This is a genomic window from Bacillus sp. LBG-1-113 (assembly GCF_020708615.1).
Classification (GTDB): domain Bacteria; phylum Bacillota; class Bacilli; order Bacillales; family Bacillaceae; genus Bacillus; species Bacillus mojavensis.
Genome location: NZ_JAJFDG010000009.1, coordinates 98,895 through 119,018, shown reverse-complemented (window position 1 = coordinate 119,018; position 20,124 = coordinate 98,895). Strand labels below are relative to the sequence as shown.

Below are 20,124 nucleotides of genomic sequence, written 5' to 3'. Positions count from 1 at the left end.
GTCAGTTTCCATTTAGAATGTATGTTTAATCAATTGTTTTTCAGCGTGGCGTTCTTTAGCCAGCTCTACAAGCTGTTCAATGAGGTCAGCGTATTCCACTCCGGCTTCTTTCCAGAGAAGCGGGAACATGCTGAACGGTGTAAAACCAGGCATCGTGTTTACTTCATTGATCAGCACTTCGCCGTCAGCTGTCAGGAAAAAGTCCGCTCTGACAAGTCCTGAGCCGTCAATTGATTTAAACGCTCTGATGGCCATCTCACTGATTTTCGCGTATTCCTCATCTGTTACAGACGCAGGAATAATCAGATCGGTGTCTCCATCCTCGTATTTCGCTTTATAATCGTAGAAATCTGTCTTAGGTGCGATTTCTCCCACTGCAGAGCATTTAGGATCATCATTTCCGAGAACGCCGATTTCAATTTCGCGGCCGTTGATGCCTTCTTCTACCACGACTTTCCGATCATATTGGAACGCAAGCTCAAATGCTTTTTGCAGTTCTTCACGATTGCGGCATTTGCTGATTCCGACGCTTGAACCAAGGTTGGCCGGCTTCACGAAGCAAGGATAGCCCAATTCTTGTTCTACCTGCTCGCAGCTTTCTTCAGGAGAACGAGTCCAGTCTTTTTTAAGGAAGGCTGTGTATTTCGCCTGTGCAAGGCCGGCTTGTGCAAACAAATGCTTCATGACTACTTTATCCATACCAGCTGAGGAAGCAAGCACGCCATTGCCGACATAAGGAATATTTAAAAGTTCAAGCATTCCCTGAATCGTTCCGTCCTCTCCGTTCGGGCCGTGCAGGAGCGGGAATACGACATCAATTGCTTCATTTTGCTGTGACACTTCCTGCGGAAACATTTCCTGGTTGAGAGCAGATGGAGAAAAAGCGGTTCCGCCCTGCTCAAGCTGAAGCATTTTTACGTTGGAAACAGGCTCTGTTAAACGTGCGCCTCTTATCCATTCGCCTTTTTCAGTTATATAAATTGGATGTATATCAAACTTCTCAGTATTTAGCGCTTTTGTTACAGCCAGAGCTGTCTGAAGCGAAACATTATGTTCGGCTGACTTACCGCCGTACACTAATCCTAGACTTGTTTTCAATGGATACTCCCCCCACTACAATTCATCTTTACTATCTTATCACTTTCACAAGAAAATGATCTAATTATTTTTGGGCATGCTGAAGCTGAATGCATTTGTATGTAATTCCTTTTTATTTTATATTAAAATGGCATTGAAAAGGAGATGTGACATATGAAAAAAATCACAACAAAAGAACAATTTAATGAACTGATTCAATCTGATAAAGAAATAATTGTAAAGTTTTATGCTGATTGGTGCCCTGACTGCACACGCATGAATATGTTCATCTGCGATATTTTGGAAACGTATAATCAAAACGATTGGTACGAGCTGAATAAGGACGAGCTTCCTGAACTGGCTGAAACATATCAGGTGATGGGTATTCCAAGCCTGCTCATTTTCAAAAATGGAGAGAAAACAGGCCATCTTCACAGCGCCAATGCCAAAACGCCTGAAGAAGTGACTGAATTTCTATCAGAACATATAAGCTAATTCGATAAGCAGCCCTATTTTGTGTCGTCGGGCTCTACGTGAACATGAACATGAGTGACATCGTGTTCATGTTTTATTTTGTTTTCCACCTCATCTGCGACCCCGTGGCCTTCCTCTACTGTCAGCTTCGGATCAACTGTAATGACCATCTCTATATGTACTGTGCTGCCCAAGTATCGCGCTTTCACATCCTTAAGACGATGCACATTTTCTATCCGGCCGACAGTCTGTTTATAAGGTTCAAGGTCCTTCAAGTGAAACCCGTCCGTTAATGAATGCGAAGCGTCTTTGAAGATATCCCAGGCTGTCTTGCAAATGATGATTCCGATCACAAAAGCCGTAACCGGGTCTATCCAAGCCAGCTGCAGCTGGGAAGAAAAAACACCGATAAATGCTCCGGCACTGACAAATGCGTCTGACCTGCTGTCCTTCGCCGCCGCCATAAGTGCAGAGCTTTTAATGGATGCTGCGAGCCTTTTGTTATATAAATAGATGCCGTACATAAACACCGCACTGCCTAAAGCTGTCCACGCCGCGATAAGGCTTGGTGTTTCTGAGGTGCCGCCCGCAATCGCTTTTCCTCCGCCGATTAACACTTCAATCCCGACAGCCATCATAATAAAAGACGCAATAAGGGACGAAATTGTTTCAGCCCGATAATGGCCATATGGATGGTCGCTGTCAGCCGGCCTTTGGGAAATTCGCAGTCCGATCAGCACCGCTATTGACGCCACAATATCTGTCCCATTGTTTAATCCGTCTGCTCTCAGTGCTTCAGAATGATACAATATTCCGATTGTCAGCTTAACAGCAGCAAGAATGATATATGCCAAAATATTGAGGAGTGCTCCTTTTTCTCCCTTTTTAAGATTATCTGTCCTCCCCATTGAATACCAGCCTCCATTCTATTACATAGTATGGTTAAAAACATGAAAAATAGCAGCAGCGGTTCTCAACGGAAAGGGAAATTTCGACAGCAAATTATTGCCCGGGAAACTTTTTGTCTATATGTTGAAGGTTTGCTTACTTATGAAAGAATAGGACTGTTTTCACCTTTACAGGCTGTGGCGGACATTGTATACTGATGTTAATTGATAATGATTATCAATATCGATTGATTGGAGGTTGGTGACACAATGACACCTCAGTCTGCAGAAATCAGAAAAAAACATCTCATTCATCTGTTAATACAGAATGGTATATACAAAAAGTCAACGCGACATTTATATGAATTGTCGCTGATGGAGCTGGAAAGGGAATATCAAACATTGTCAGGAGGCGCCAGGGCATGCCAAAGCGTAAAATAAAAACCTACCAACAGCTGATCCAGGAAAACAAAGAGGCGATCATGGGCAACCCAAAGCTGATGAACGTCATTTACGACAGAATTGACCGCAAGCATCAGAAAAATCTCCAGGAACAAAACAATACATAAAAAAGAGCCGGCAAAGGCTCTTTTTTATTTAATGAAAGGCTTCTGCGGCCAGCTTTTGAATAACCGCGTCGTCCATCGGCGGGTTATGGAGACCTGCGCGCACATCCCGGTAATAGCGCTGAAGCGGGTTGGTGCGTTCAAGGCTTTTGGCCCCGACAATTCTCATCGCTTTGTCTACAACAGAAAGCGCGGCGTTTGTAACGATATGTTTTGCCGCACCGAGCTCATTCTTCAAGTAAGGGCGGCGCTCCGGATCGTCATACAATTCAGCCGCATGAAAGAGAAAATGCTTGGCATTCAGCAGCTCAAGCTCCATTTCGCCTGTTCTTTGCTGAACGGCCGGAACGTCCTTGATCGGCCCTTTCAAACTATTTGGTGAATACTCGGAGGCAAAACGCACCGCATAGTCTCTGGCAGCCTGAGCCACACCAAGATAAACCGCCGGAATATGGAGCAGCCAGCCGTTTGGCTTTGCTCCCCGCGGCCCTTGAAGCAGTTCCACCAGTTTATTATCATCGAGCGTTACCTCGTTTAATACAAGATCATGGCTGCCAGTAGCCCGCATCGCCATCATATCCCATGTTTCTTCAATTGATACACCAGGATCATTTTTATGAACCAACACCACACCTGTTGTTTGTTTTTCTTCAATCCATGCCGTCACTAAAAAATAATCAAGCGCTTGTGACATTGTCGTAAACGTTTTTCTTCCATTCACCACCCATTTGCCGTCCTTTTTGACAGCAGCAGTCCCGGGGCGCCCTCCCCTGGTCGGGCTCCCGGTTTTCGCTTCTGTCGCTGCTCTATTGATCACGGCGCCGTTTTGAACTTCCTTTGCGATAAACGCAAACACATCTTCATCCCAGCTGTTTCCTTCCCCGAGCTCTCCCATCACGCTTAAATGCCAGCCGATGCTCAGAGCTGCAGGTGCATCTCCCCGTGCAAGCCGCTCTTGAAATAGCAGCATGTCATAAACAGATATTCCTGCTCCTCCATGGGATTTCGGCACGGTTATCGCCGTATATCCTGTATCACGCAGTTTCTGGATTTTTTCGGCAGGAAATCGTCCCTGTTCATCATCCTCAGCGGCTGTTTGCTGAAATTCATCCGCTAGCTGTCCTATTTTCTCTATCCATTGCCGCTGTTTTTCGTTCCGTACAAATAATGACATCCGGCAGCCCCCCATTTTATCAATTCCGATAAATTTAATATGTATTATAGATTTCCAGCCTTGATTCCGCAACTGTTAACATTTTATCCACTATAGAAAAACACGCCGTTCCCAAGGGAACAGCGTGTTTAAACCGGATTTGCATCCCGGTCTTGTTTCATACCGAGATAAATAAGCATATAAGTCAGGTAACCCATTGTCATGACCAATCCGCCGAAGAAAAAACTTGAGAAGATCGGCTCTTCAAAGGCCGTAACTGCCGCAAGCACAATCCAGCTTGCATACAGATAAATGATAAAATAACGGATACCCGTCTTCATTTTATATATCATGTACAGCCCCACGAGAGAAAACAACCCCAGCGCGAGCCTGAAATACACAAGATGTTCAAACTGGAACATAAATGACACAAATGAGAATCCAAGCAGCAATACAATCGGTAAAGCGGTAATAAAGTTTCTCAATTCGAGACACCTCCGTCAGTACCTTTATTATAAACCAAAACATCGTTTGATATTGATTTACGTGAGCTTTTTCACAAAAATGTCATTCCTTGCCTTTAGATTCGAACATCCCGTTTGCAGAAGCTCCACCAGGCAACGGCAATGAAGAAAACAGCATGAATTACAAGTATCCCTACAGAGAACAATGGTGTCATGCCTGAAAACAGAGCCGTTTGTCCGCTTTTGTATTGAGTGAAGTCCGTGTTTGCAAAAAGCAAAAAGCTTCCCCATTTGTTTTCAAACAGCTTCATGATTTGCACAAGTGAACTTGCTCCATATAAAACGACAAAGGAAACGACAACTGAAATGGCGCTGTTGCGGAACAGTGATGAACAAAGCAAACCGAATAATCCCATCAGCACCGCTTCAAGCCAGTTTGTGCCAATTAGTTCCAATGTGTTGATGAACAATGTTTTTGATTCAGATGTCACGGACGTGCCAAAAAAGACAAGACCGAATAATAAAGCCAGAATGTAGTATGTCAGATAAAGATAGAAGCTGACCATTATAACTGTCATTAATTTCGACCAAAAAACCTTTTGCCGCTTGACCGGGCGAATGAGCAGAAATTTAATTGTCTTTTTATCAAATTCATTAGAAATAATCGTCGCTGCAATCACAATGGTTAACGCCTGCAGCAAGATATTCAGGCTCGGTGTATAGGAAAAGTAGCCGATAAAGTTTTCGTCAGTTCCGGCACTGATGACGATCCGTTTAATGATCAGCGCCATAAAAAATTGAAAAACGGCCATCAATATAAGCGAAACAAATGTGACTTTTCGATTAAAGAGTTTCATATGTTCATTCCATATTAATTTAGACAAGCTCTTCTCCCTCCTCTTGATGAGCGGTTGTCGCTTTTATAAATTCATCTTCCAGTGACTGCGTATAAGTCATAATTGAAAATACGTTCAGTCCTTGTCCGACTAGTGAGCGGTTCAGCTCTGGTATATTTTCTTTCGCTATATCCACCACGATGGAGCCGTCTTTACGTTCAGCTGTGTACCCATTGCCCACCAGCCAAGCGATCGCTTTTTCCGCCGGCTGCACTTCAATAACGGCTTTTTCCGTTTTCTGACCGGCTCCATTCAGGCTCACTTCTGCTTTGATCTCGCCTTTTTGTATGATGATGACACGGTCACACAGGTCTTCAACTTCACGCAATAAATGAGTGGCGAATAAAACCGCTGTTCCTTCCTCTTCGGCGAGCTCCTTAATATGGTCGCGAAAATCCTTCATACCGGCAGGATCAAGACCGTTTGTCGGCTCATCTAAAATGAGAAGCTTCGGCCGGTGAAGAATGGCCTGAGCAATGCCGAGACGCTGGCGCATGCCGAGTGAGTAGGTTTTCACCTTATCATCAATTGCTGATGTCAGCCCGACTCGTTCCACAACTTCGTCCAGTCTGTCATCATCTATTTTTTTGTGCATATTTGCAAAGTGTTTGAGGTTTTCCCAGCCTGACAGGTATGGGTAAAACTCAGGGTTTTCCACAATCGCACCGACAGCTTCCATCGCTTGTTCGAACTCAGTATCATGCTTGAATCCGTTGATGGCTACGCTTCCGCTGTTTTGTTTTAACAGCCCGACGATGATGCGGATGAGTGTCGTTTTTCCGGAACCGTTCGGACCGAGAAGACCGATAATCTCTCCCTGCCTGACGTCCATGCTGATCTGTTTTAAAATCTGTTTAGACCCTATTTTTTTATCAAGGCCTTCAATATGTAAAATCGGCTCAGCCATAAAGCCTTCCTCCTTTTTCGACAAAAAATAAACAGTGCCTAAAAATAGGCACTGTTTGTATTATAACATTTGTTGCTTCCAAATGTTTGGTTAAACCGATAGAGTCGGTGCTTGCTCCGTCTGTTTGTTCTTTTCTGTTTCTGTAATGATGACGGCACAGGCCGCGTCTCCTGTTGTGTTGACCACTGTACGAAGCATATCGAGCAAGCGGTCTATTCCGAGGATCAAACCGATGCCCTCAACAGGCAGGCCGACTGATTGAAGCACCATGGCGAGCATAATCAAGCCGACTCCCGGAACACCCGCGGTTCCCACACTTGCTAATACGGCCGTCAATATCACCATCAGCAATTGCGTAAATGTAAGATCATGTCCGAATACCTGTGCAATAAAGATGGTGGCCACCCCTTGCATAATGGCTGTACCGTCCATGTTAATCGTCGCGCCGAGCGGCTGAACGAAGCTGCTGATCGGCTCAGGCACTTTGAGTTTTTTCTGGGCTACATCCATTGATACCGGAAGCGTTGCATTGCTGCTTGAGGTACTGAACGCAACGACCATAACTTCTGAGAAATCTTTAAAGAACGTAATCGGATTTCTTTTTGCTAAAAGGGCCACTGTTGAACCGTAGGTGACGATTGCATGTATGACAAGAGACAGCGTAACAACAATCATGTACAGCCCCATCGCTTTTATTGCACTTAATCCCTGGCTGCCGATAGCTGTCGCAATGAGACCAAACGTGCCGTATGGCGCAAACTTCATGACTAGGTTGACCAGATACATCATCAGTTCATTGCCCTGCTCAACGACTTTCAAAAGCATATCTGCTTTTTTGCCTAGCATCGTAATCCCAAGTCCGACAAAAATGGAAAACACGATAATTTGGAGCATATTTCCTTCAGTCATCGCTTGAACGGGATTGGCCGGAATCATGTTCAGAAGTGTGTCAGCAATACTCGGTGCTTCTTCTGCCTCAAATTTAGCGGATGAGACATCATAAGTGCCGAACTCACCCGGCTTAATGACAAGCGCCAGTATAAGCCCGATCGTAATCGCCACCGCTGTCGTGATGAGAAAATAAGAGATGGCCTTCACACCGATTCTGCCAAGCTTTTTAGGATCGCCAAGCCCGGCAACTCCTAATGTAAGAGAGAAAAAAACAATCGGTACGACAAGCATTTTGATGAGGTTTAAAAAGATGGTGCCAAGAGGGCCAAATACAAACTTATTCAAATTTTCAAATAATTCAGGTGATGTTACGTTCAAAATAATCCCCGTGACGGCGCCCAGAACCAATGCAATGATAATCTTTGTTGCCAGTTTCATCCGCATTCCTCCTTTTTTGAAAAAAAAGCCCGCGAGAGACTCCCGCGGGCTTTGGGTGTATCATAAAACCACAGGATTCTCTCTTCACGCTGATGAGGTTAGCTGCCGGGTTCGGACGAAGAGATGTCCGTTTTTCAGATGAAAAATAAACCCCAAAAGATTGGGTCCCCCACTCCTTTTAAAAAGGATTAAGCGTGTGGCTTACTATTGTATGATGTAGTTTATTTATACAGAAAAGATCCAATTTTGTAAACTATTTTTTGTTACTTTTTTCTCGGAATCTTTTGGGCCCATCTTCCTTGTTCGTCACATCAAGTATATCAAGAAGAAATACAAAGATCGGAATTCCGATAATTAAGCCCCAAATGCCTAGAAAATGCTCAGAAAAAATCAGGACTGTAAATGTGAAAAAGATCGGCAGCTCTGTTTTCGCTGACATCAGCTTCGGATTGAGGAAATATGTCTCAATCGCATGGATGGCGAAAATGACAAGCACAATGTAGAGCACATACATTCCGCCGCCTGTGCTGTACGCAATAATACTGAGCGGAATCAGGGAGATGACAACGCCTGCTACCGGGATCAATCCGAGAAAGAAAACCATGATGGAGAGTCCCAACAGCTGAGGGAAATGCATAATCCAGAGCGCAATAAAAGTCAGTATACAGTTCACGAGGGCGATGATAAATTGTGCCTCAAGCACCTTGCCGAACGTTCTCGCGAATTTTCCTCCGAAAAAAGCAATCTCATTATAAAACACAGCAAGCTTGCTCGTTTTAAACTGCTCCATAAATTCAGACAGCCGTTTTTTCTCAAATAAGAAGAACATGCTGAGAATGAGCGCCATCACGATCTGCAAGCCGAATGTGCTGATATCGGCCAGATACGTATAAAGTACATTGAAACCCTCTTTGACATACGAACTGATATTAATATCTCCGAAAACACTTGTGATCTCATCAAAGAAAGGAATGCTGCTTGGATGATACGCAATATGTTTAATTTGCTTGATCAGCTGCTGAATCTGTGCGGCAACGACCGGATAAAACACAAAGCCTCCGACTGTAAGCAGCACGGCCAGCAAAATGTAGAGAAATGTAATGACAATCCGCTGGCTCACTCGGAAGAAACGGCTCAAAAACTGCCGGACGACAAGCTCCAAACGATCCATAAGAAATGTGAAGATGAAGGTCAGCAATATTAAGTTGATCATGCTCTTAAATAGATATAACACACCAGTTAACACGACAAAGATGGAAAAACGCCTTACTCCCGGGTGCTGAAAAAATTTTACTAAAGCGGCCATTTATACACTCCTGTTAGGACAAACGTCCTTCATTCAATATAGTATCCATTTGTAAATTATATAACAAAAAAATGCTGAGGTCTCTGTCCACACCTTAATAATTTCTAAACAATGAAAAAAACGGCCCCATGGATGGGCCGCTCTTTTTTCAGACTGCTGTTTTCATTTTTTTCAAGCCTTCCACAGCCTCTACGCTTTTTGCTTCATCGAATTCTTTTTCACTTTTTGCAACGATGATTGTGGCGATTCCGTTTCCGATCAGGTTCACAATCGCTCTTCCTTCACTCATGAAACGGTCGACACCGAGCAGAAGCGCAAGGCCCTCAAGCGGGATGACCTGAAGGGCTGAGAGGGTTGACGCAAGAACGATAAATCCGCTTCCTGTCACACCGGCTGCTCCCTTCGAAGTCAGCATCAGAACGAGGATAATCGTTATTTGCTGCCCGATGCTGAGATCCACTCCAAACACTTGAGCCAGAAAGACAGTCGCCATTGATAAATAAATGGATGTTCCGTCTAGGTTAAACGAATAGCCGGTCGGAATAACTAGCCCGACGACTGATTTTGAACAGCCGTAGCGCTCCATTTTATCCATCATTCTCGGAAGAACTGATTCTGATGAGCTTGTGCCGAGCACGATGAGAAGCTCATCTTTGATAAAGCGCAGGTAGTTCCAAAGGCTGAATCCGTATAGCTTGCAGATGATATTTAAAACGACAAACACAAACAGGAACATTGTGATATACACAGACAGCATTAAGCTGGCAAGCGGCTTGATGGAATCGAGTCCAAAGTGCCCGATCGTATACGCCATCGCTCCGAATGCGCCGATTGGAGCCGCACGCATAACATATCCGATAATTTTGAAAAAGACATGTGAAATTTTATCAAAGAAATCAATGACGCTTTTCCCTTTTTCACCTAACGCCGCTAGACCGACTCCGAAAAGAATGGAAAAGAATAAGACCTGCAAAATGTCCCCTTTTGCGAAGGCATCAACCATGTTGGACGGTACGATGTGTGTGACAAATTCAACCCAGTCGATCCCCTGACCGCCATTTTGCGTGTATTGTGAGACATCTCCCTTTTCAAGCTTGCTGTAATCGAGGCCCGCACCCGGCTTCATCATATTAACGACAAATAAACCGATAATGAGTGCAAGGGTCGTAACAACCTCGAAATAGATAAATGCTTTTCCCCCTACTTTTCCAACCTTCTTCATATCGCCCATTTTTGCAATCCCGAGAACGATTGTGAAGAAAATGATTGGAGCGATTACCATTTTCACAGCGTTGATAAAGGTATCGCCAAGCGGTTTCATTTCTTTGCCGACATCCGGCCAAACCAATCCGACAATGACCCCGATGATGACCGCGGTTATGACTTGAACTGTTAAATTTTTAAACAGTTTCATATTCTTCCTCCCCCTGTCCTAGTCGCCTTTGTGTCTTTCTTACTAGAATGATAGCGTTTTCATAAGGGGCGGGGAAGTTTATGTTCATAACGGTCATTTTGGTCTTTTTGGTCTCGGATTTACATATTAAATATGTAGCGGTTGACGGGGCGTCCGACTCCTCCGTATTGAACATCAAGCTGAATCGTTCCGTTCTTTTCGAGATAATCAAGATAGCGCCTCGCTGTCACTCTGGCGATGCCGAGAGCCTTGGCAACCTCTTCAGCAGAAAGAGGCGACGTTTGCTGCTTCAAAAAAGCAATGAGCTCATTCATCGTAAAATGATTTAACCCCTTCGGCAGATCCTGTACGTTCTGCTGCGGGATATTGAGGATGGCATCAAGCTGATCCTGGGACAGCGTGTCGTTTTCCTCTATTTTTTGTTTATACCGTTTATATTTTTCAAGCGCCTGTCTCATGCGTTCGAGCTTAAACGGTTTTAAGATATAGTCAACTGCCCCATTTTGCAGCATAAGAGAAATTGTTTCTTTGTCTTTTGCAGCGGATACGACGATGACATCTACCTCGAGCTTTTGCTTTCTGATCTCCTGCAAGGTTTTGATCCCGTCTTTTTTTGGCATGTATACATCCAAAACCACGAGTTCGGGCTGCTTTTCTTTGATCAGCTTGATGCCTTCATCCCCGTTTCCCGCTTGCGCACAGACGGTAAAGCCTTTAACGGTTGTGATGAAATCCTTATTGACTTCCTGAACCATCGGATCGTCTTCAATGAGCAGAACCTTGATTTCTTTACGAGCCATGCTGCGATTCCTCTCCCTTCATCGGAAAAACGATTGAAAAAGACGTGCCCTGTCCCGGGTGTGAATCGACCTCTATCGCACCCGACCCTTTGTCTGTTATTTGCTTGACTAAATAGAGGCCATAGCCTGTGCCGCCTGTTTTATTCACTGTAAATCCTTTTTCATAGAGGTACGGCATATGTGTGTGTTCAATCCCACATCCGTTATCTTCTATTAATATCGCTAGGATATCCTCCGTTTGTTCTATACTGATGTCAATTCGTTTATCATCAGACTGAACGGTTTCAAACGAGCCGAAGGCATTTTCAATCAGGTTGCCGAGAAGCACGACGATATCATGCTGGTCGACATGCTCGGGAAATTGCTGCAGGCTGCTGTTTTCATCAATATGCACAGCAATGCCGAGTTCTTTTCCCCTTCTGATTTTACTTAGCAAAAGCCCCGCCGCGGCGTCATTTTGAATGGAGCGATGCAGAAATTCAGTGACGTTTTCCTGCTCGGTTGAAGTCTGAAACGCCAGCTGCAGCGCTTTATCAGATTTGCCGAGCTGGATCAGGCCTGCGATGGTATGAAGCTTGTTCATATGCTCATGATTTTGGACGCGGAGCGCTTCGACAAAGTTTTTGACACCCGTCAATTCCTCTGCCATCTTGGCCGCTTCTGTTCTGTCCTGAAAAATCGCGACGGCGCCGATGACTTTTTTCTTCATGACGATCGGAATCCTGCTGCTCATGATGACCTTTCCGCTGACACGAATTTCTTCATTATAAACCGCTTTGTTCCGCTCCACGATTTCAGGCAGGCGCGAATCCTTGAGCACATCCCAAATCACCTTTCCGACCAGATCGCCCTGCACCTCAAAAATCTGTTTCGCTTTTTCATTAAATATTGTGATGATATGCCGGTTGTCAATGGCGATCACGCCTTCGTTCATAGAGTGAAAGGTAGCGGTTCGCTCTTCATACATCCGGACAATCTCATGGGGCTCGAGCTGAAACATTTGTTTTTTGATATGACGGGCCAGCAGGAACGAACCCGCCAGGCCGAATCCGAGTGTCAGCACTACAATGAAGGCGATATCCCTTCTTAAATGAAACAATATATCAGCCATCCCCGGCAGTGTTTTTCCGACGAGTACTGCTCCGATCTGATTCAAATCCTGATCCTTTACCGGATAAAAGGCCCGCACAGCCGTCCCGATCTCGCCTGTTGCTTCTGAGAAATAAATGTGCTCCGCAAACGCCGCCTCTTCATCTGCACCCTTTGACTTTTTTCCGATGTTTGCGCTGACAGGATGAGTATAACGAATATGATCCATGTCCATGACGACAATGTAGTCTGCTTCATTGATCATACGGATCTCTTCAACCGCATGACGGACGGCTTCTGTTTGTTCTTTTCGCGATAATGCCTCTTTCACTTCGGTCATCTCCGACACCGTCCGAGCCGTATTCATCAGCCGTTTTTTCAGCTCCCTTTCCTCTGTATGCTGAATATTGCCTATGAGCACAATGCCGCCGATCAAAAAGGAGAAAATGACGAGTATGTAGGAGAGGATTGTGATTTTCCAGCGGATTGAGAGCTTCTTTTTGTTCATCAGCTTCTCCTTTCAGGTCTTTACGAATGGCATTGCCCCCATTATCCTTAACATAAAGGGAGGGCTTTTCGTGAAGAGTTTGCTTGCATGTCTCGGTCTGATGATCGCTGGAATTGCAACCGCTTTATTTATTGGATTCCATGATCATACCGGCAATAAAGAGATTGTTTATGATGACGACCAGGAAGGGCTGCAGGATCAAATCGTGTTTACATTCAGCCATGTCGTTGCTGAAAATACGCCAAAAGGGCTGGCCGCCAATAAATTCGCTGATTTGGTGAACGAAAAATCAGGCGGGAAAATAAAAATTGAAGTATTTCCGAATGGAAGCCTGTACTCGGACATTGAAGAAATTGAAGCATTGCAAAACGGCGATGTTCAATTTATCGCCCCCTCCACATCGAAGCTCGGCATGCTCTCTCCTGAATGGGGGGTGCTGGATCTGCCGTATGCATTTACAGATTACAATGCCGTCAAAAAAGGCCTGAACGGAAGCATCGGCACACAGCTGTTTGATTCTCTAAAGAAAAACCAGCTAAAAGGACTGGCCTATTGGACAAACGGCTTTAAACAAATCACGACAAATCAAGGGCCGGTCAAAACACCGGGTGATTTAAAAGGGCAAGATCTGCGCATTATGCAAAGCGATGTGATCGAGGATCAGTTCAAGCTGCTTGGCGCAACGCCTCATCAGGAATCCTTCAATTCTACCTTTCAGCTGTTAGAAAACAATATAGTCGATGGCGAAGAAAATACAATCTCAAACATCTATTCTAAAAAATTTTATAATGTTCAGGACTATTTGACAATAAGCAGCCACGGTTATCTCGGCTACGCTGTCATGACTGATGAACACTTCTGGAAGGCGCAAACACCAGAAACACGGCGTATTTTGACTGAAGCGATGAAGGAGACGACGGAGTGGAATGAAACGTACGCCGAACAAATGAACAAGGAACAGCTGGAAGAAATTAAAAAGAATTCTACTATACATATTTATGAGCTGTCAGATAAAGAGAAAAAAGAATGGATGAAGCGCCTTGATCCTGTTTACCGGCAGTACGAGCCCATCTTCGGCCGGAAGCTGATTCAGGAGCTTTTGGAGCTGCGAAAAGATTCATAGTTCCCATCTCGATACGCTGTGTTTCGTTTATCTTTCATACGATTGGAAATATAAAAAGAGACAAACGAAAAAGGAGATGGGTACATGTTTAAGCACACAAAAATGCTGCAGCATCCTGCTAAACCAGATCGTCCAGATCCATTATTCGCTAAAAAAATGCAAGAAATTTTAGGCGGGCAATTCGGAGAAATTTCTGTTGCCATGCAATACTTATTTCAAGGCTGGAATACAAGAGGAAATGAAAAATACAAGGATTTGCTGATGGATACGGCAACTGAGGAACTCGGGCATGTTGAAATGATCGCTACGATGATCGCCAGACTTCTTGAGGACGCCCCGCTTGATCAGCAGGAAAAAGCCGCTGAAGATCCGGTCATCGGCTCCATCCTGGGCGGCATGAACCCTCACCATGCCATTGTATCAGGACTTGGCGCCATGCCGGAAAGCAGTACAGGCGTACCTTGGAGCGGCGGCTATATCGTAGCAAGCGGAAACCTGCTGGCAGACTTCCGCGCCAATCTGAATGCGGAATCACAAGGCCGTCTGCAGGTCGCACGCCTGTTTGAAATGACGGATGACAAAGGCGTCAAAGATATGCTCAGCTTCCTGCTGGCGCGTGACACCATGCACCAAAACCAATGGCTCGCCGCCATTAAAGAATTAGAAGCACAGGAAGGCCCGATTGTGCCGGGGACATTCCCGAAAGCACTCGAAAAACAAGAGTTCTCGCATCAGTTGATCAATTTCTCTGAAGGTGAAGAAAGTGCCGAGCAAAACTGGCTGAAGGAGAAAGCGCCGGATGGAGAAGCCTTTGAATATGTGAAAGAAGCTAAAGCGTTTGGAGAAAAACCAGAGTTAAAACCAGCACCGCCTTTTGTTCATGATACGCTTCCAGGACGCGAGTAAAGACACTATCATAAAAAGGATAGATCATCATTAACCGTGATCTATCCTTTTTTGTGCGTTGTCTGCCACTCAAGCATCTCCAGACGATTGCCAAATGGATCTGAAATATAGAATCTGTCCGCTCCCGGAAGTTTATTGTCCTCAACAATTGCAATTCCATTTAATTTTACATGTTCTTTTAAGCCTTCTATATTCAAAACCTCAAATGCAGGGTGTGCTTTTTTAGCCGGGACAAAAGGTTCTTCTATCCCGATATGCAATTGTCTGTTCCCAAAAGTGAACCAGACTCCGCCCCGGGCTTTTAACTCATCTGGTTTTTCAATTTCCTGAAAGCCTAATATCCCGCCGTAAAATTGTCTTGCAGCAGTTTCACAGCCTTTAGGAGCCGCAAGCTGAATATGGTCAATTTCATGAAAATGAAAAGTCATCCGAATTAATCCCCCTGATTTCACAATTGAATGCCATTTTCTTCATTCTAATTCAATCAAAATAACAGGAGAATATCTTTATTGTTATTATGAGCGATAAACTCAGCTTATCCTCTTTTTGAGGGCGATTTCTCATCACTAAGCTTTTGTCACGGTCCATCCAGGCTCGTATTCAATTTCCCGGTTCTCAAATAAGAAAGCGACCCCCTCTGCATCAACCTGAGTAAGCGCCACTTCTATTGAATATAACGTAGCCTTTTGCCCGATTTCTTCATAGATAACGTCATGTTCGTTCTCCATAAAATGATCATAGGCAGCTCTGTTCTCCCAAACGCTGATGATCTCTGCGGTGAACAGCCCATCTGCTGTTTTCCGCCAACCGCCGGTCTGTTTGATGAAGCCATTTACATGTGATAGTGCTCCCCACTGTGACTGCGCGTTTGCAAATGCCTTAGCATTTGCAGCGTCTACTTCACATACAATCCTTTTGATCAGCATGGCAATTCCTCTATCGTGACTGTCTTCGCTTGTATATGCTCGACACAGAGATTCACCGTTCTGACGTAAGAGCGCGTGCGGTGAACCGTTCCTTTTGGGATCAGCAGGCTGTCATTCGCTTTGAGTACCGCGGTTTCTTTGTTCTTAAAATCGATCAGCAGCTCACCTTCAAGAACAATGAATAATTCATCTGAGTCAGGGTGATGGTGCCAGTCATATTCTCCTGTAAACACAGCGAGGCGCACACAGTGGTCATTGACCTCTGAGATTGAAAAATTGGCGTGTTTTTCTTTGACTTCATTAGCGATGGCGAGCACATTTTGCATTTCGGACATTGGCGAAAACCCCTTTTTTTCACTTATTGTATCGCAACACTGGCATAAATTGAGAAAAAATCAAAAATAAAAAGCGATCCAGCTTCTGCGCCGGATCGCTTTTTATCTACAGGTTGTCTGCCTTTTATGCTTTACTTAGTTAGTCGTTGTCGCGGGCGTTTCCGCCTTTTGAGCCAATTTCTTGGTAGAATTCCTTATCATGATTTTTGCTTGTCGCTTCTCCGCCTTTACGGCCGATTTCTTGATAGAATTCTTTGTCATGATTTTCACTAGTGGCTTCTCCGCCTTTTTCACCGATCTCTTGATAGAACTCTTTGTCATGATTCTTGCTAGTGGCTTCTCCGCCTTTTTCGCCGATTTCCTGATAGAATTCTTTGTCATGGTTTTTGCTAGTGGCTTCTCCGCCTTTTTGACCAATCTCTTGATAGAATTCTTTATCATGGTTTTTGCTAGTCGTTTCTCCGCCTTTTCTACCTGCTTCTTCTCTGCTCATTTTGTTATCTTGTGCCATTTTGAATTCCTCCTTTAATTGGTGTTGGTTGTTGTTTTCCCGCTGTCATTTCTTTTAAACAAACAAAACACATTGGGTGTGTTTTGACTGAAAAAAGCAGACGGAACGCGGTGCCCGTCTGCTTTTCTTCTATTCATGATTCTGTGCTGTTTCTTTGAGCCGCTCGAGGATGCGCCGCTTTTTATAGAGCATCATGCCTGTTTCGGTAATGTCATTTAATGTCGAGCGATTGGCTGCCGCGCCAAAGACCATTCCCGCGACCGGCACCATTTGAAAAAGCTTTTTCCAGCCAAAGGTGTCACGGTAGCCTAAAACCACTTCCCGCCAGCCTTGGACTTGGGAAGCGACATTCTTATATGTACGGTCCTGATCATAGTCTTTTAATTCTTTCAGAATGGATTTTTTACCGACAACATCTGCTGAAGTAAGCTGCAAACATTTTACGATGAAGACACGCTCTTTTTTCTCCTTTGGATTATAGCCATATGCCACTGCGATATCCTGCAGCGTTTTTAATGATAAACCGAGCACAGCCGGAATGTCTGCCGCCAGTGTAAATACGCCGCCCACACCCGTGGTCGCTCCCTGAACGGTTGCAGCATTGATTCGGTTTTTGCCCATCGCTTCAGCAACATCATCCATAACAGCCAGAGGCGCTTTCTGTACGTCCTCCAGTGATTCAAAGGTTTGCTCGGGCAGTTTCTTTTGAAACGTTTTGATAATCTGTTTTTCCGATGTCAGGTACTTTCCTCCAGTCTGAACAAAGGTGCCCACCTCATCCAAAAGCTTGCCGATCTTTTTCTGAATGAATTCCGGCGTCAGCTTGTCCAGCAGCTGAAACGGGAGACGGCTGAGTTTTTCCCAAAACCAGACTTTTTGCTGCTCCTTTTCCCATTTCTCTATTTCTTTTAATTGCTGATGTAAGTCTTCTTTTCGTTCTGTTGTCACCCAACTCGCACTTCCCTTCCGTTTTTCTACTATATAGTATACCTTCATTTTTCTCTAAAACGTTTTTATTTTTCACCTGCGGGTACCCTTTTTATAAAAGCAAAAGGAGTGATGGAAATGCCTTGGTCTATGAAGGATTACCCCGCTTCACTGAAAAATCTCGAGAAGCCTGTGAAGAAAAAGGCGATTGAAATCGCGAATGCCATGATTGATGAAGGCTATGAGGACGGACACGCCATTCCGATTGCGACGAGCAAAGCAAAGGAATGGGCGGAAAACGCCTCAAAAAAGGAAATTGACGACTTTCTCAAACATGATGATGAAACAGAACGCGATGAGGAGGCAAACGATGACACCAGACCCGAGCTGATGAATAAAGCGGAACATGTCATTAAGCATAAAAATGGCTGGGCCGTCAAAGCTGAGGATGCCAAACGTGTATCTGAAATCAAGGAAACGAAAACAGAAGCAATTGAAAGGGCAAAGGAAATTGCTGAGCATAAAGGCACTGACGTAATTGTTCATTTGGCTGACGGCAGTGTGCAGAGAAAGATAAAAACAGACTCATAAGCAAATGTGCTTTTGTACGTTTCGGATCTGTCTAGAACGGCTATTGATATATAAATCATTAAGGAGAGGTGAATATCATGCTTAGCTTTTTGGTTTCATTAGTTATTGCTATCTTAATTGGACTAATCGGAAGCGCCATCGTCGGCAATCGCATGCCTGGAGGAATCTTCGGTTCGATGATTGCAGGTCTGATCGGCGCATGGATCGGGCATGGCCTACTCGGAACTTGGGGACCGAGCCTTGCAGGATTTGCCATTATTCCGGCAATTATCGGGGCAGCGATCTTCGTATTCTTACTGAGCCTCGTATTCCGCGGATTGCGGAAGGAAGCCTAAATGTTAGATTATTCAGGAGGCATCGTTTCATACAGAAACGATGTCTTTTTATGTATGGACCCTTATCAGATGCCCTACATATCATGTTACATAACAGGGAAAAATTTAAGAAGTGATTTTGATCATCATTGGTTGACAAGAAATCGGGATGGTCATATGATGTAGATAAAATAATTTGGTTCAAGGAAACTCTTTGTTGTATGGCAAAAACAATTAGAATTCAGGTGAGTACATGATGAATAAGGACATCACAGCACAATCTCCCCGTTCCAAAGCAGTCCAAGATGCGCTTGACGGGAAAAGCAGAGGATTCAGAGGACTACTGCCTTTTTTAGGCCCGGCGTTTATTGCAGCTATTGCCTATATCGATCCCGGTAACTTCGCAACAAATATATCAGCCGGTTCTAAATATGGATATATGCTGCTATGGGTGATTTTATTTTCTAATATCATGGCGCTCTTGATCCAATCACTCTCCGCCAAACTCGGTATCGCGACAGGCAAAAACCTGCCTGAGGTCGCTCGTGAGGAATTTCCTAAGCCCGTTTCTATCGGCTTATGGATTCAAGGCGAGCTCGTCATTATCGCGACTGATCTGGCGGAATTTATCGGAGCGGCGCTGGGACTGTATTTGCTGTTCGGCATCCCGATGCTCGAAGCGTCTATTATTGCGGCGATCGGCTCTTTCGCGATTTTGGAGCTTCAGCGCCGCGGTTATCGTTCACTTGAAGCCGGTATTGCCGGCATGCTGTTTGTAGTGGTCATCGCCTTTGCGCTGCAGACCTTTTTCGCAAAGCCGGATGCCGTCTCAGTGATGAAGGGGCTTTTCGTTCCGACATTTCACGGGACCGACAGCGTTCTTCTTGCCGCAGGGATTCTCGGCGCAACCGTTATGCCGCACGCCATTTATTTACACTCTGCCCTCACACAGCGGCGGGTTGTCGGCAAAACAGATGCCGAACGGAAAAAAATCTTCAGATTTGAATTTATTGATATTTTAATAGCGATGCTGATTGCAGGGGCTATTAATGCGAGTATGCTGATTGTGGCTGCAGCATTATTCTTCAAAAATGGGCTGTTTGTCGAGGATCTTGATGTCGCGTTTCAGCAGTTCGGTCATCTTGTCAGCCCTGTTTCAGCCATGCTATTCGGAATCGGCCTGCTGGTTGCGGGCCTGTCCAGTTCGTCTGTCGGAACACTTTCAGGCGATGTGATTATGCAGGGATTTATCAATTACCGCATCCCGCTGTATGTACGGCGGTTCATCACAATCATTCCGCCGATCTTGATCATCGCATCAGGCGTCAATCCGACGTCGGCTCTTGTGCTGAGCCAGGTGGTTCTTTCCTTCGGCATTGCCTTTGCCTTAATTCCGCTTATTATGTTCACAAGCAATAAGCGAATTATGGGTTCACTGATCAATGCCAAATGGGTAACAGTTGTTTCTTGGCTGATCGCTGTACTGATTGTTGCTTTGAATGTGTTTTTGATCGTCGATACGTTCCGTTAGACAAAAACCGGCTGATAGAGCCGGTTTTTTATTTTGGCTTCAAAGCTCATTGATATCATTTTTTACAGAAATTTGTTATGATAGAAGAAA

Annotated in this window: 23 protein-coding genes, 1 pseudogene and 1 riboswitch; of the genes and pseudogenes, 8 read left to right on the top strand and 16 right to left on the bottom strand. The window is 44.7% G+C overall.

The genetic code is table 11. From position 1 onward, the window contains the following. Window positions 1-12 precede the first annotated feature (12 nt). Window positions 13-1,098: a D-alanine--D-alanine ligase gene (locus LJF29_RS17985; protein WP_168746982.1), complete on the bottom strand. Its 1,086-nt coding sequence runs from the start codon at window positions 1,096-1,098 to the stop codon at window positions 13-15. A gap of 153 nt (window positions 1,099-1,251) precedes the next feature. On the opposite strand from LJF29_RS17985, the gene LJF29_RS17980 reads away from it, so the two are divergent. After that, window positions 1,252-1,572 (top strand): thioredoxin family protein, encoded by a 321-nt coding sequence (locus LJF29_RS17980; RefSeq protein ID WP_229149988.1) that lies wholly within the window; start codon window positions 1,252-1,254, stop codon window positions 1,570-1,572. Window positions 1,573-1,586: 14 nt separating this feature from the next. On the opposite strand, the gene LJF29_RS17975 is transcribed toward LJF29_RS17980, so the two are convergent. Then, window positions 1,587-2,459 (bottom strand): cation diffusion facilitator family transporter, encoded by an 873-nt coding sequence (locus LJF29_RS17975; RefSeq protein WP_010333103.1) that lies wholly within the window; start codon window positions 2,457-2,459, stop codon window positions 1,587-1,589. Between the two features lie 249 nt (window positions 2,460-2,708). Here LJF29_RS17975 and LJF29_RS17970 point away from each other — a divergent pair. Continuing rightward, window positions 2,709-2,874: pseudogene (locus LJF29_RS17970) on the top strand (Fur-regulated basic protein FbpA). Continuing rightward, on the top strand, window positions 2,861-3,007 hold the full coding sequence (gene fbpB / locus LJF29_RS17965; protein ID WP_010333101.1) for a Fur-regulated basic protein FbpB: 147 nt from the start codon (window positions 2,861-2,863) through the stop codon (window positions 3,005-3,007). Before LJF29_RS17970 ends, fbpB begins: the two are co-directional and overlap by 14 nt. A gap of 28 nt (window positions 3,008-3,035) precedes the next feature. Here fbpB and LJF29_RS17960 read toward each other — a convergent pair whose 3' ends face one another. The 9 genes from LJF29_RS17960 to dctS all read right to left on the bottom strand — a co-directional run bounded on the left by LJF29_RS17960 (window position 3,036) and on the right by dctS (window position 12,870). Continuing rightward, on the bottom strand, window positions 3,036-4,178 hold the full coding sequence (locus tag LJF29_RS17960) for an acyl-CoA dehydrogenase family protein (protein ID WP_229149986.1): 1,143 nt from the start codon (window positions 4,176-4,178) through the stop codon (window positions 3,036-3,038). A gap of 128 nt (window positions 4,179-4,306) precedes the next feature. Beyond that, window positions 4,307-4,642, bottom strand: coding sequence for a hypothetical protein (locus tag LJF29_RS17955; protein ID WP_003225151.1), 336 nt, complete (start codon window positions 4,640-4,642; stop codon window positions 4,307-4,309). A 95-nt stretch (window positions 4,643-4,737) separates the two neighbouring features. Next, on the bottom strand, window positions 4,738-5,505 hold the full coding sequence (locus LJF29_RS17950) for an ABC transporter permease (RefSeq protein WP_168746979.1): 768 nt from the start codon (window positions 5,503-5,505) through the stop codon (window positions 4,738-4,740). Further along, complete coding sequence (locus LJF29_RS17945; protein WP_229149985.1) at window positions 5,498-6,424, bottom strand: ABC transporter ATP-binding protein; 927 nt, start codon at window positions 6,422-6,424, stop codon at window positions 5,498-5,500. Before LJF29_RS17945 ends, LJF29_RS17950 begins: the two co-directional genes overlap by 8 nt. Window positions 6,425-6,514: 90 nt before the next feature. After that, the gene (locus tag LJF29_RS17940; protein ID WP_010333096.1) at window positions 6,515-7,753 is read right to left on the bottom strand and encodes a dicarboxylate/amino acid:cation symporter; all 1,239 of its coding nucleotides are present in this window, start codon (window positions 7,751-7,753) and stop codon (window positions 6,515-6,517) included. Window positions 7,754-7,826: 73 nt separating this feature from the next. Next, window positions 7,827-7,958, bottom strand: a riboswitch (cyclic di-AMP (ydaO/yuaA leader). A gap of 48 nt (window positions 7,959-8,006) precedes the next feature. Beyond that, window positions 8,007-9,059, bottom strand: coding sequence for an AI-2E family transporter (locus tag LJF29_RS17935; protein ID WP_010333095.1), 1,053 nt, complete (start codon window positions 9,057-9,059; stop codon window positions 8,007-8,009). Between the two features lie 148 nt (window positions 9,060-9,207). Then, a complete protein-coding gene (gene dctP, locus LJF29_RS17930) occupies window positions 9,208-10,473 on the bottom strand; it encodes a C4-dicarboxylate transporter DctP (protein ID WP_229149983.1) in 1,266 nt (421 codons plus the stop codon). A gap of 119 nt (window positions 10,474-10,592) precedes the next feature. Then, entirely contained in the window at window positions 10,593-11,273 is a 681-nt protein-coding gene (locus tag LJF29_RS17925; RefSeq protein WP_229149982.1) for a response regulator, read from the bottom strand. Then, complete coding sequence (dctS, locus tag LJF29_RS17920) at window positions 11,263-12,870, bottom strand: two-component system sensor histidine kinase DctS (RefSeq protein WP_229149981.1); 1,608 nt, start codon at window positions 12,868-12,870, stop codon at window positions 11,263-11,265. Before dctS ends, LJF29_RS17925 begins: the two co-directional genes overlap by 11 nt. Before the next feature lie 70 nt (window positions 12,871-12,940). On the opposite strand from dctS, the gene dctB reads away from it, so the two are divergent. Continuing rightward, the gene (dctB, locus tag LJF29_RS17915) at window positions 12,941-13,993 is read left to right on the top strand and encodes a C4-dicarboxylate TRAP transporter substrate-binding protein DctB (RefSeq protein WP_168746974.1); all 1,053 of its coding nucleotides are present in this window, start codon (window positions 12,941-12,943) and stop codon (window positions 13,991-13,993) included. 84 nt (window positions 13,994-14,077) lie between these two features. Then, window positions 14,078-14,899 (top strand): manganese catalase family protein, encoded by an 822-nt coding sequence (locus tag LJF29_RS17910; RefSeq protein ID WP_010333090.1) that lies wholly within the window; start codon window positions 14,078-14,080, stop codon window positions 14,897-14,899. 41 nt (window positions 14,900-14,940) lie between these two features. On the opposite strand, the gene LJF29_RS17905 is transcribed toward LJF29_RS17910, so the two are convergent. From LJF29_RS17905 to LJF29_RS17885, 5 genes are all read right to left on the bottom strand, one after another. Next, the gene (locus tag LJF29_RS17905; RefSeq protein ID WP_168746972.1) at window positions 14,941-15,327 is read right to left on the bottom strand and encodes a VOC family protein; all 387 of its coding nucleotides are present in this window, start codon (window positions 15,325-15,327) and stop codon (window positions 14,941-14,943) included. A gap of 138 nt (window positions 15,328-15,465) precedes the next feature. After that, the gene (locus tag LJF29_RS17900) at window positions 15,466-15,825 is read right to left on the bottom strand and encodes a YdbC family protein (RefSeq protein WP_229149979.1); all 360 of its coding nucleotides are present in this window, start codon (window positions 15,823-15,825) and stop codon (window positions 15,466-15,468) included. Next, complete coding sequence (locus tag LJF29_RS17895) at window positions 15,819-16,160, bottom strand: cupin domain-containing protein (protein ID WP_168746970.1); 342 nt, start codon at window positions 16,158-16,160, stop codon at window positions 15,819-15,821. The genes LJF29_RS17900 and LJF29_RS17895 overlap by 7 nt, the downstream gene beginning before the upstream one ends. 139 nt (window positions 16,161-16,299) lie before the next feature. Continuing rightward, on the bottom strand, window positions 16,300-16,671 hold the full coding sequence (gsiB, locus tag LJF29_RS17890) for a glucose starvation-inducible protein GsiB (protein WP_010333086.1): 372 nt from the start codon (window positions 16,669-16,671) through the stop codon (window positions 16,300-16,302). Window positions 16,672-16,800: 129 nt separating this feature from the next. Beyond that, window positions 16,801-17,619 (bottom strand): EcsC family protein, encoded by an 819-nt coding sequence (locus LJF29_RS17885; protein ID WP_229149978.1) that lies wholly within the window; start codon window positions 17,617-17,619, stop codon window positions 16,801-16,803. A gap of 117 nt (window positions 17,620-17,736) precedes the next feature. Between LJF29_RS17885 and LJF29_RS17880 the strand changes: the two genes are divergently transcribed. The 3 genes from LJF29_RS17880 to LJF29_RS17870 all read left to right on the top strand — a co-directional run bounded on the left by LJF29_RS17880 (window position 17,737) and on the right by LJF29_RS17870 (window position 20,034). After that, window positions 17,737-18,189 carry a DUF2188 domain-containing protein gene (locus LJF29_RS17880; RefSeq protein ID WP_229149977.1) on the top strand — a complete coding sequence of 151 codons (453 nt, stop codon included), beginning with the start codon at window positions 17,737-17,739 and terminating at the stop codon, window positions 18,187-18,189. 77 nt (window positions 18,190-18,266) lie between these two features. Further along, window positions 18,267-18,524, top strand: a complete 258-nt coding sequence (locus LJF29_RS17875; protein WP_010333083.1) for a GlsB/YeaQ/YmgE family stress response membrane protein — start codon at window positions 18,267-18,269, stop codon at window positions 18,522-18,524. Window positions 18,525-18,756: 232 nt separating this feature from the next. Beyond that, on the top strand, window positions 18,757-20,034 hold the full coding sequence (locus LJF29_RS17870) for an Nramp family divalent metal transporter (RefSeq protein WP_229149975.1): 1,278 nt from the start codon (window positions 18,757-18,759) through the stop codon (window positions 20,032-20,034). The last annotated feature ends 90 nt before the right edge of the window (window positions 20,035-20,124 follow it).